We start from the raw sequence: 11,780 nt of genomic DNA, 5'->3' as shown, positions 1-11,780 counted from the left end.
ATCTCCTTATTTGATGAGTTCTTGGCGTCTTTGTTCATACGCATCGCGTATAAAAATGTAATAATCTACACTATTTTGGTAAATATCATCTATTTTTTCATACTCAAAACTTAATTCATTGAGTTTTAATGCAGCATTTACACCCACACCAACCCAAAAATTCTCAATATACCCCTCAGGCACCATAAACCAATTTACAGGCAAAGCTAAAGCATCTCTTACATTATAAGGACCTAAAAGCGGAAGCACTAAATGCGCTCCACTACCTACTCCCCATTTACCCAAAGTCGTTCCAAAATCAGCTTCATAACTTTTTAAAGGAGTTTTACTCGCACTATCTAACAAACCAAATCCAAAAATCACATTCACACAAAATCTTCCAAATTCCTCACCAGCTTTTCTAAATTCTAAACTTAAAAGGTGATTAATAAATCTAAAAGGTGATCTTGTAGTATCAAAAGCATTTTTTACACCTGTTCTTATAAAGCTTGGAGTAATGCTTTTATAAGAAAACACAACCGGTCTTAAAAAATAAGTATAAAGATCATAATTAAATTTACTCATAGCTTTATTGTAAGTATAAAAGCTATCTTTGACTTCTTTTTTTTGATATTCTTGTTCAAAATCTTCAAAGTCATTTGCTAAAATCAAAGTGTTAAAAAATAAACACAAAGTTAGTATGTATTTTAACAAGCTTTTTCCTTTTAAAATTTCATAAATTGAAATCTTATATTATACAAAAATTAAAATAAATTTTTACATTAAAAATATTCTTTAAAAAAAATTAGTAATTTTTATTTGCTTATGAAATAAGTCTTAGAAAATATGCAAAAAATATAAATTTATTTTTGCTTTTAAAAATAAGCTATAATTTTTTAAAATTTACTATTAAAAGGATAAAAAATGAAAAAAATTTTTACCCTACTTTTTTTGTGTATTTTTGGCTATAGTGCTGATGTAAATATCGCTGCAGCTGCAAATGTAGCTTACGCTTTTAAAGCCTTACAAAAAGAATTTCAAAAAGAAAACCCTGATATTAGTATCAATGTAAGCTTAGGTGCTAGTGGAAATTTAGTTTCGCAAATCAAAAATGGAGCGCCATTTGATATATTTATGGCTGCAAATATGAAATTTGCACAAAGTTTGTATGAAGATAATTTTGCTAGTACAAAACCTGTTATTTATGCTCAAGGAGCTTTAGCTTTACTAAGTGTTAGAATGGATTTAAGCAAAGGATTAGACACGCTTAAAGAAGAAAAAGTAAAAATCATCACCATAGCTAATCCCAAAGCTGCTCCCTATGGTCAAGCTAGTATAGAAACTTTACAAAATGCTAAAATTTATGAGCAAACAAAAACTAAAATTATCGAGGCAAAATCCATAGGAGAAGCACTTACTCAAACATTAAAAGCAGCCGATGTGGGTTTTATAGCAGCAAGTGCTTTATATGAAGATACGCTAAAATCTTATAAACTCCAAGAAGGAAAAAATTATATTTTAATCAATCCAAAGCTTTATGAACCAATCAATCAAGGCATTATCATCACTTCTTATGGTAAAGATAATGCTAAAGCAAAGAAATTTTATGATTTTATTTTAAGCAAAAAGGCTAAGGAAATTTTCAAAGCTTATGGCTATAATATCCCATGATTAAAGCTAAAATAAATACTATAAAAAATCATGAAAATATAAACTGGGTAGAATTTCTTACAAACAAACATAAATTATATATGCTTGCTTTAGAACTTGATGAAAAAGCAAGCATTGATCAAGAAGTTTTACTTGCTTTTAAAAGTAGCGAGTGCTTGCTTAGTAAAAAAAATTTAGAAAACTCATTTTTAAATACCTTTTATGCAAAAATCATTGATATTTTCCAAGGACAAATCATCACTATCGTAAGATTAGAAAATGAAATTTGCACTTTCGAAGCTCAAATTAGTACCCATGAGTTTTTAGAGCAAAATTATCAAAAAAATGATTTTGTATTTGCTTATGTACATCCTAGTGCTTTATTTATCAAAGAGTATTTATGCTAAAACTTGACTTTGAAAAAATCTTTAAAAATAAAGAAAAAGAATTTAAACTTAAGGTTAAATTTGAAGTTAAAGAAGGAGAATTTTGTGCTATTTTTGGAAAAAGTGGTAGTGGTAAAACTACGCTTTTGAGAATTTTAGCGGGTTTTGAAAAAGCACAAGGAATTTGCACTTTTAATAATACGATATTTTTTGATGATAAAAACTTTCTAAACCCACAAAAAAGAAAACTTGGCTTTGTTTTTCAAGATTATGCTTTATTTGAAAATATGAATGTAGAGCAAAACTTACTTTTTGCCAAAAAAGATCTAAAATTTGCTAATGAACTTTTAGAACTTTTAGATTTAAGCAAACACAAAAAAAGTCATATTTTAGAACTAAGTGGGGGACAAAAACAACGCGTAGCTTTAGCAAGAGCCATTATGCAAAAACCCAAACTTTTACTTTTAGATGAGCCATTTAGCGCCTTAGATAATGAGATAAAACTACACTTGCATGATTATCTTTTAAATATACATAAAACTTATAAAATCACTACTATTTTAATCAGCCATGATGTAAGTGAAGTTTATAAACTAGCTAATAAAGTCATCATTTTAGAAAATGGAGCTATCATTAAAGAAGGCTCGCCTAATGAAGTTTTTTTAAAGACACAAGGCTCACAAAAATTTGCTATAAAAGCACGCATTTTAAAACTACAAAAGCAAGATAGCATATTTATAGCCATACTTGCCATAGGTAATCAAATCAGCCAAGTAGCGCTAAGCCCTTTAGAAGCTAAAGATTTTAAAGAAAATGATGAAGTGCTTTTGAGCCAAAAAGCTTTTGCGCTAAATTTAACTAAGATATAAAAACAATGTTAAAATAAGATAAATTATCACAAGGTTATAAATGACTTATGGATTTTTTATCTTAAAATTTTATACTAGCTTATGGACAAAATGGAAGATAAGATTATCTTGTGGTTATTTTATAGCCCCTACTGCACCACCTTTTATCCTTTTGTAGTTTCATTTTTAAATTAATTTAAAAGGATATATAAAATGCATTGGTTAGTATTAGCAATTAGTATAATTTTTGAAGTGATTGCAACAAGCTCGATGAAGTATGCAAGCATAAGTAAAAATAATCTTTATTTAATCGTTTTTGCGGTGTTTTTTTCATTTTCTTTAGCAGGTTTATTTTATGCTTTGAAAAAAATTGATTTAAGTATAGCTTATGCAACTTGGGCAGGTTGCGGTTTGGCATTAGTTAGTGTGGTGGGATTTTTAATCTTTAAAGAAGCAATTACTCTTAATAAAATCATTTTTATTATTTTAATCATCACTGGAGCGGTGGGATTAAAACTTAGTGCTTAAGCCTTTTGGCTTAAAGCACATTCATACTTTGTATCATTACTTTTGCTTTACATTCAGCACAGCAATATAGTGTTTTTATCTTAGCTTCATCACCCATAAATCTTGGCTTCATAATGCTAGCAATTTTCTCAATGGCCTTTTTAGTAGCAAATTCTTTCCCACACTCTACACAAGCAAAAAGTTCATCTTGAGCTAAAACCATAAAAGAAAAATACTCTTTTTCCAAATCTATCCCACTTCTTTGAAGCATTAAAGTATCTTTTTCAGCACAACTTGCCTCACAATACCCACAGGTAGTACATAAGCTTGCATTAAATTTCAAAGAATTATCCTTAGTATCAGCCACTAAAGCTCCTACATTACAAGCTCCCACACAAGAAAGACATAAAGTACAGGTGTCTGCATTGATGGTGATTTTTCCATAGCGTATCCATTCTTTACTTGGGATATTGCCTAAATTTTCTTCCTTTATAAGCTCTCTTAATCTTATAGCAAAATCTTCTCTTTTTAAAAGCGCAGGATTATAAGAAATAAATTTGAGATTTTCTATAAAATGTGCTTGATTTATAGCCTCTAAAAGTTCTTTTTCATCTTTAGCTAGAAAAATTGCGTTTTGTTTAAATTTTCTTTGAAAAATTTCATTCATCAAAGCTATCACTTCTAAAGCACCTTGTGATAAGCCATCGCTATAAAAAATCGCACTCGCACCACTTGTTTGAAGCATAGCTAAAAAATGTGCTTGATCAAGATAGTTTTCACCTTTAATCATAAAAGGCATTACATCTTCTTTTAAAGTGATATTTAAATTTTCTATAGACATTTTCTCAGGGATTATTAAAATGATTTTATCTTCATAAAATTTTAAAATTTCATAAAAGCTATTGCGTGGCATAGATGCATAATCAAGCGCTCCACTAGGACAAATTCCTACACAATCACCACAGCTTAAACAATCCACATGAGAAAATTCTAATTTTCTTTGCTCATCATCTTTTAAAATAGCCACACTAGGACAAATTTCAGCACATTTTCCACAATGGATACTTCTTCTTTCATGGTATTGGCAAATGCTATCATCATAACTAATATAATTTCTAAATTTATATTTTGGAGAATTAGAATTTAAAAGTTTTATAAGTTCTTCTTGACTTAAAGTAGTTAAATCATAACAACCACTTTGTTGATCAAAACTTTCTTTTTTTACATCATATAAGAAAAAATCACAATCAATCTCTACTTGCTCATTATCTTTTAAAGCTATCACGCAAAGCTCGCCCACGCAACCTAAAACACCCAAACATTGCTCATTACTTAATTTTAAAACCTTGTATTCTTGTTTTTTTAAGCTTTCAATAAGCTCATTTTGATCCTCATTGCTTACAATAATTACATTTTTACCCACTTCTTTGGTATATTCTAAATCAAGCCCTAAATCATAAACTTTAGATCTAATCTTATATAAAGACTCAATAGTTTTAGCTTTTTTAAGCACATCATCTTGTGAATTTTTAAGGTAAAAATTAATCTCAGGTGCATAAACTTCAGGATTTAAAAGCTTTGAATTTCCTATAAAAACTTCTTCACTACAGGCTTTTTGAACTATGCTAATATCATCACTTAAAGGAATTAAATCTTCATTTTCTAAAAATACAAAATCTTTCATAACACTCTCTTTTAAATTTTTTAATCTTAATTATATAAATTTCATTATAAAAAAGTTATAATTTTACTAATTTATTCTTAAGGTTTAAGATGAACAAATTTAGAAATTTTCCACCCATAAACACACTTATAAACGATGAAAACTTGGCTAACTACCCTTTGTATTTAAGATCTCATTTTGCAAAAATAGTTGTTTCAAATTGTAAAAAAGAACTGAGTAAAAATGAAAATTTAAATTTTAGCTTGCAAGATTTGCTAAGTAAAATTGCCCAAAGTATTGATGAGTTTTTAAACATGCAAAGTCAAAGTTTGATCAATGCTAGTGGAGTTATCATACATACTAATCTTGGTCGTAGCATTATTGATGAGAGTATTTTTGAAAGAACTAAAGAAATCATCTGTTCTTATTCAAATTTAGAGTTTAACATGCAAAGTGGTAAAAGAGGCTCAAGGTATGACGCACTTAGTGCAAATTTAAAAATATTATTTGATTGCGAAGATTGCTTGATTGTTAATAATAACGCTTCAGCTGTATTTTTAATCTTAAATACCTTAGCAAAAAATGAGGAAGTTATTACTTCAAGAAGTGAGCTAGTTGAGATTGGGGGAAATTTTAGAATTCCTGAAGTTATGCTAGCAGCTGGAGTTAAACTAAAAGAAATAGGCACGACTAATAAAACTCATTTATATGATTATGAAAAAGCTATCAATGAAAATACTAAGATGATTTTAAAAACTCATCGTTCTAATTTTGCTTTTAAAGGATTTTTCGAAGAAGTAAGCTTAAGTGAAATTCATGCTTTAGCAAAAAAGAAAAAACTCATATCTTATTATGATTTGGGCGCTGGATGGTGTGAAAAGATTAATAAACAACTTAGTAAAAATGAGCCAAGTGTAAAAGAGCTTTTAAAACATTGTGATATTTTAAGTTTTAGTGGCGATAAGCTTTTTGGCTCTACTCAAGCAGGCATTATACTTGGAAAGAAAAAATACATTCAACAATTAAAGAAAAATCAACTTCTAAGAATGCTAAGGGTTGATAAAATCACTCTAGCTTTTTTAAATGAAACTGCCAAAGCTTACTTAGAAAAAGAATATGAAAAAATCCCTACACTAAAACTTTTAAATGATGATTTAAAAACCGTAGAAAAAAAGGCTCTCTTTGTCAAAGAAAAAATTCCTATTAAATGTGAGTTAAAAGCTTCTAAAAGTTTAGTAGGCGGTGGCTCTATGCCTGATAAAAGCTTAGACACTTTTGTACTAAGTTTTGATGAGAAAGCTTTGCTTTTACAAGAAAAATTTAGAAAAAAAGGCGTAATCGGCCGTGTTAAAAATGGGCATTTTGTGCTAGATTTTAGAAGTATTTTAGAAAAAGATTTAAACAAAATAGTAAGCATTATTAAAGAGGTATTTCATGCATAGTATCATCATAGGCACTGCTGGACATATTGACCATGGTAAAACTTCACTTATTAAAGCTTTAAATGGTTTTGAAGGTGATGATTTAAAAGAAGAGCAAGAAAAAGGCATTACGATCAATCTTAGCTTTTCAAATTTAAAAAGTGAAAATTTAAATATTGCTTTTATCGATGTGCCTGGGCATGAAAGTTTAATTAAAACTATGATAAGTGGTGCTTTTGGCTTTAGAGTATGTATGTTTGTCATAGATATAAACGAGGGTTTAAAGGCTCAAAGTATAGAGCATTTAAGGGTTTTGGAATTTTTAGGCGTAAAAGATGTAGTGCTTATTTTGAGTAAGGTTGATTTATGCAAGGATTTAGTACAAAAGCAAGCAGAGCTTTTAAAAGAATTAAAAGCCTTTAAAATCAATATCTTAAAAGTTTTTCCAACAAGCATTTATGATGGGCAAAGTATATTAAATTTAAAAAACTATCTACTTAGTTTAAAGCCTAAAGAAAATGATGAAAATTTGATTTTTAGATACTACATTGATAGGGTTTTTTCTCTAAAAGGCATAGGAACGGTAGTAACAGGGAGTTTAAATGAAGGAAAAATAAGCAAAAATGAAAAAATATTTTGCCTTGAAAATCAAAAAGATATCATTGTAAAAAACATACAAATTCATGAAGAAAATGTTTTAGAAGCAAAAGCTTATAATAGGGTTGCTTTGAGTTTAAACTGTGATTATCATGAGTTAAAAAAAGGCTATATATTAAGTAAAAAAGGTGTTTTTAAAAGCTTTAAAAGTATCGATGGAGTTGTTTTTTATACAGAGATTAAACACGGGAGTATTTTAGAATTTTGTAGTGGCTCAAAAAAGCTTAATGCAAAAATTAGTGTAATCAAAGAATTTGAAGATAAAACTTATATTAGCTTAGAGTTTGATAAAAACCTACCTTTGTGTTTTGATGATAAATTCATCTTGCTTGAAAATGGGCGTATTAAAAGCGGTGGTGTGGTTCTTAATGCGGTAAGTGAGCCTTTAAAAAAAGATATAAAAGCTAAGTATTTAGCACTTTTAGAACAAAAAGATTTAAAAAAGGTATTTGAGTTTTTAAAACAAACTCACAAACTTGGCTTTGGATTACTTTCAAGCTATCAACGCTTTAAACTCACTCATGAGCAAGCCCTAAACCTAGCAAAAAGCTTAAATCATGTTTTTGTCGATGAGCAAGCTTTAAATGTATATGATTTAAATGCTATGCAAACTTTGAAAGAATTTATTGATTTTATTTTCTCTAAAAATCCTTATGCTTTAATCTCGCCTCATTCTATCGCCTTAAGGCTTAGCTGGGCAAGTGAGAGCTTTTGCGCTTATACACTCAAGCAAATGCAAGAAAAATTAGATTTTAAAGATGGCATATGGTTTTTAAAAGGACAAGATTTTGAAAAATTACAAGAAAAGGCTCATTGTGAGCTTTATGAAATTTTAAAAAAAGAAGGTATAAAACCTACTGCACCTTATAATCTTTATGAATATTTAGAGCTTGATAGGAAAAATGGGGATCTTATCTTAAAAAAACTCACCAAAGAAAATAAAGTCAAAAGATTAGCACATAATCTTTTTATAGAAAAAAATACTCTTGAAAATCTCATGCAAGAGTTTTTAAAACTTTTGCAAAATCATCATTTAGATGTAGCTTTTGTTAAAAATCATTTTCAAATTTCAAGAAAATATGCCATAGCTTATTTAGAATATCTTGATAAAAACTATCCTCAAGTGGTAAAAATCGAGGAAAAAAGAATATTAAAAATCTAAGTGTTAAAGATTACATTTTATAATGTGCAAAAATTTTAAAACAAAGGAAAATGATGAAAAAATCTTTAGCTCTCTTAACCCTTGCTAGCTCTTTATTTGCTGCAAGCAATGAAGAAATTATTAATTTTTTTAAGAAAAATCCAAATTTATCAAATGCAAACATTAGTGTTTCTAGTAGAGAAAAAATTCCTGATACTAACTTTGAAGCTGTGATAGTTAATTTTGAAATTAGTGGTAAAAATTTCCAAGAAATCGTTTTCACTCAAGATAATATCATCACAACTGAAGTAATTGATGTAAAAAAAGGTGAATTTTACTCTCAAGTTTATCAAGCAAAACTCATGGAAAAACAACAAGCTGAATTTTCAAAAAAAGCTCTAGTTGAACTTAAAAAAGAAAAAATGTTTATTTCTTTAGGCGATAAAAACAAACCTTTACTTTATGTTTTTAGCGATCCTGAATGTCCATATTGTAGAATGCATTTAGATAAAATAGAAGAAACACTAAAAACCCATCAAGTGAAATTTATCTTAACCCCTATCCATGATACTAGTGCTTTTGAAAAATCTGCATTAATTTACAAAGAAAGTAAAAATGCTAAAGATGATGCACAAAAAATCGCTATCATGAAAAAATATTATGATAAAAATTTAAAAGATTATAAAAAACCTAGTGAAGCTGAGGTTAAAGCAGTAAGAGAAACTTTCGCAAAATACTCTAAACTTGGTCTTCGTGCTGTGCCAACTATAATCGATGCTCAAAAATAATTTTTTCTTGCTTGTGTTTGCACTATTTTTAAGTGCTTGCACAGGCTCTATGCAAACTTTTATCCAAACAAATAATGAAGGTATTTTCCTGCATGCTAATAAAAATCAAAGTTTTTCTTTACACATCAATAATCCTTCAAAATTAAACACAAATTTAGAAGCCAAGCTCGCTCAAAAATTACAAAATTTAGGCTTAGTTTTAAATAATGTTCAAAGTGATTATAAAATTTATATCAATATAGTAGATTTTAAGAAATTTTCTTACGCACAAAGATTACGCGCTTCTAATGCGAGATTTTTTTATAATGACTTTGATAAAATAGATGATGTTTTTGAAATGGAAGTAGAAAATTACTATCTTTTGCAAGTTAATTTACAAATTAGCTCCAAAAACTCTACTCAAAGCACCTCGCTTTTAGCAAGAACTGCTTATCTTGGCAATATAGACAGAGCCAAAGAGTCTTTAGAAGAAAAAATCGCCAATCAAATAACAAGCTTTTTTTATATACACTAAAGATGGCATTTAAGCCATCTTTTTAAATATAACCATGATCAATCATCGCATCAGCTACTTTTTTAAAGCCTGCTATATTTGAGCCTATTACTAAATTTCCTTCATGATTATAAGCTTTTGCACACTCGTATGAATTTTCAAAAATATTTTTCATAATCTTATGTAATTTTGCATCAACTTCCTCAAAGCCCCATTGACACATACTTGCATTTTGTTGCATTTCAAGTTGAGAAGTCGCTACACCACCTGCATTAGCAGCCTTAGCTGGCGCAAATAAAAAGTCTTTTTGATTTAACATAAAATCGATCGCTTCAAGTGTGCTTGGCATATTAGCTCCCTCTGCTACCATACGACAACCATTGTGATATAAGGTTTTAATATCTTCTAAATTTAATTCATTTTGCGTAGCACTTGGAAAAGCTATATCACAAGGTATACTCCATACTCCATTACAACCTTGTTTATACGCACTTTTTGGAGTAAAAATAGCACCTTTTTTAAGCATTGCATAATCACTCACTCTAGCTCTTTTTACTTCCTTAATTTCTTTTAATAAATCCAAATCTACCCCATCTTTATCATAAACAAATCCATCGCTATCGCTTATTGTGATTGCTTTTGCACCAAGTTGATGTAATTTTTCTATGGTATAAATTGCCACATTTCCGCTACCTGAAACTGCACACTCTTTTCCTTCTAATGCATTGTTATATTTTGCTAGCATTTCTTGAGTAAAATACACACAGCCATACCCTGTTGCTTCTGTTCTTACTAAACTTCCACCCCATGGAATTTTCTTTCCCGTTAAAGTTCCATCAAAATTAGAGCTAATTTTCTTATAAGCTCCAAACATATATCCAATTTCTCTAGCACCAACCCCTATATCACCTGCTGGCACATCAGTGCTTGCACCTATGATTTTTGAAAGCTCGGCCATAAAAGCTTGACAAAAACGCATAATTTCTGCTTCGCTTTTGCCTTTAGGGTCAAAATTTGCTCCTCCTTTAGCTCCCCCTATCATTAAACCTGTTAGAGAATTTTTGAAAATTTGTTCAAAACCTAAAAATTTCAAAACATCTAAATCTACACTAGGATGAAATCTGATCCCACCTTTATAAGGTCCTAAACTAGAATTAAACTGTACTCTATAACCAAAATGCGTTTGAGCTTTACCTGCATCATCAATATATACTACTCTAAAAATAGTCGTTTTTTCAGGCATAACAATACGCTCTAATATAGCATGATCTTGATAAGTTTTGTTAGATTCAAGTAAAGGTTCTAAAGAATTTAACACCTCAGTTGCTGCTTGAAAAAAGATAGGTTGTCTTGGGGAAGTTGCTTGAATTTTTTCTAAGGTTTCATTGATATATTGTTTAGCTATACTCATAAATTGTCCTTTTTATAGTATCTTGCTGTTTGCATTGGCTAAAAATTTTTTTAGCGCCTTTTGCTCCTTTGTTCCTATTTTGTAGTAAATTAGCTTTAAATATGCACTAATTTCTTTTTGAGAAAGATTTCTTGACTTAGAATAATCTAGCAAAATATATTGCGGAATGAAAATTTTACTTTTTGTGAAATTTTTCATCATTTTTTTATAAATAGAAAAATTTTTAATACAAGAAAATCGAGCAAAAACAAAAGGTAGTTTTGTCTTTTCATACCATAATTCGCATAAATCAATATAATCTTTTGGATTTTGCAAATAAAGTTTTAAAGCCTTATCACCGATGATAACCTCCCCTTTTTGCTTTAAAACTTTTGCAAGAGCATTAGAAGTTGCAGAGCTTGCATCTTCTTTGCTTTCAGATTGTTTTTTCACTAAAACGCTTTTTACCTTTTTGCTTGCGCAAATCCCCACATTTAAGGTTTTGTATTTTTTTCTACGACTTTCAACACTTGAGATAATCGCTGCATCAATGCGTCTAAAATACAAATGGCGATTTAGCTTACTAGGAACCCCTTTTTTGTATTCTGTAGTTTGCTTAACATAGCTAGGAAAAGCTGATTTTTTAAGATAGATATGTAAAGGGAGTAAATTAAGATAATCTATCTTACCAAAAATCATCTCGACCTTTCTATGATTAAGTAAAAATATCCTATTAAAAAATATCTTAAATATAAATTAATTTTATTAAAAACACTAGTAATATCAAATTTATATAATTTAAAAAGAAAAAAAGTAACATTTAAAACATATTTTTTAAATGATTTTTAAAAAATATG

General features: G+C 29.0%; 12 protein-coding genes. 8 read left to right on the top strand and 4 right to left on the bottom strand.

Going from position 1 to position 11,780, the window contains the following annotated elements; all coding sequences use genetic code 11:
- Positions 1 to 6: 6 nt before the first annotated feature.
- Positions 7 to 693 (bottom strand): VacJ family lipoprotein, encoded by a 687-nt coding sequence (locus tag L8W69_RS02590; RefSeq protein ID WP_263666373.1) that lies wholly within the window; start codon positions 691 to 693, stop codon positions 7 to 9.
- Positions 694 to 903: 210 nt separating this feature from the next.
- Here L8W69_RS02590 and modA point away from each other — a divergent pair, with 210 nt between their 5' ends.
- From modA to L8W69_RS02570, 4 genes are all read left to right on the top strand, one after another.
- Complete coding sequence (gene modA, locus L8W69_RS02585; RefSeq protein WP_263666372.1) at positions 904 to 1,650, top strand: molybdate ABC transporter substrate-binding protein; 747 nt, start codon at positions 904 to 906, stop codon at positions 1,648 to 1,650.
- Positions 1,647 to 2,036: a hypothetical protein gene (locus tag L8W69_RS02580; protein WP_263666371.1), complete on the top strand. Its 390-nt coding sequence runs from the start codon at positions 1,647 to 1,649 to the stop codon at positions 2,034 to 2,036. Before modA ends, L8W69_RS02580 begins: the two co-directional genes overlap by 4 nt.
- Complete coding sequence (locus tag L8W69_RS02575; protein ID WP_263666370.1) at positions 2,030 to 2,884, top strand: ABC transporter ATP-binding protein; 855 nt, start codon at positions 2,030 to 2,032, stop codon at positions 2,882 to 2,884. Before L8W69_RS02580 ends, L8W69_RS02575 begins: the two co-directional genes overlap by 7 nt.
- Positions 2,885 to 3,076: 192 nt before the next feature.
- On the top strand, positions 3,077 to 3,391 hold the full coding sequence (locus tag L8W69_RS02570; RefSeq protein WP_263666369.1) for a DMT family transporter: 315 nt from the start codon (positions 3,077 to 3,079) through the stop codon (positions 3,389 to 3,391).
- Positions 3,392 to 3,401: 10 nt separating this feature from the next.
- Here L8W69_RS02570 and L8W69_RS02565 read toward each other — a convergent pair whose 3' ends face one another.
- Positions 3,402 to 5,054, bottom strand: coding sequence for a 4Fe-4S dicluster domain-containing protein (locus tag L8W69_RS02565; protein WP_263666368.1), 1,653 nt, complete (start codon positions 5,052 to 5,054; stop codon positions 3,402 to 3,404).
- A gap of 89 nt (positions 5,055 to 5,143) precedes the next feature.
- Between L8W69_RS02565 and selA the strand changes: the two genes are divergently transcribed.
- From selA to L8W69_RS02545, 4 genes are read left to right on the top strand one after another with little or no spacing between them, the layout of a single operon-like run.
- Positions 5,144 to 6,475 carry an L-seryl-tRNA(Sec) selenium transferase gene (selA, locus tag L8W69_RS02560; RefSeq protein ID WP_263666367.1) on the top strand — a complete coding sequence of 444 codons (1,332 nt, stop codon included), beginning with the start codon at positions 5,144 to 5,146 and terminating at the stop codon, positions 6,473 to 6,475.
- On the top strand, positions 6,468 to 8,273 hold the full coding sequence (gene selB, locus L8W69_RS02555) for a selenocysteine-specific translation elongation factor (protein WP_263666366.1): 1,806 nt from the start codon (positions 6,468 to 6,470) through the stop codon (positions 8,271 to 8,273). Before selA ends, selB begins: the two co-directional genes overlap by 8 nt.
- Before the next feature lie 53 nt (positions 8,274 to 8,326).
- On the top strand, positions 8,327 to 9,040 hold the full coding sequence (locus L8W69_RS02550; RefSeq protein ID WP_220566922.1) for a thioredoxin fold domain-containing protein: 714 nt from the start codon (positions 8,327 to 8,329) through the stop codon (positions 9,038 to 9,040).
- Positions 9,027 to 9,554, top strand: coding sequence for a hypothetical protein (locus tag L8W69_RS02545; RefSeq protein ID WP_412175469.1), 528 nt, complete (start codon positions 9,027 to 9,029; stop codon positions 9,552 to 9,554). Before L8W69_RS02550 ends, L8W69_RS02545 begins: the two co-directional genes overlap by 14 nt.
- A 22-nt stretch (positions 9,555 to 9,576) precedes the next feature.
- Here L8W69_RS02545 and gdhA read toward each other — a convergent pair whose 3' ends face one another.
- Together gdhA and L8W69_RS02535 are read right to left on the bottom strand one after the other, a co-directional pair.
- Positions 9,577 to 10,944, bottom strand: coding sequence for an NADP-specific glutamate dehydrogenase (gene gdhA, locus L8W69_RS02540; protein WP_263666365.1), 1,368 nt, complete (start codon positions 10,942 to 10,944; stop codon positions 9,577 to 9,579).
- A gap of 12 nt (positions 10,945 to 10,956) precedes the next feature.
- Positions 10,957 to 11,622, bottom strand: coding sequence for an MqnA/MqnD/SBP family protein (locus tag L8W69_RS02535; RefSeq protein ID WP_133319772.1), 666 nt, complete (start codon positions 11,620 to 11,622; stop codon positions 10,957 to 10,959).
- Positions 11,623 to 11,780 lie beyond the last annotated feature (158 nt).

The sequence above is a fragment of the Campylobacter sp. CNRCH_2016_3089 genome (assembly GCF_025772505.1).
Classification (GTDB): domain Bacteria; phylum Campylobacterota; class Campylobacteria; order Campylobacterales; family Campylobacteraceae; genus Campylobacter_D; species Campylobacter_D lari_D.
The sequence above is the reverse complement of the archived record's forward strand: the minus strand, read 5'-3'. Positions and strand labels throughout refer to the sequence as shown.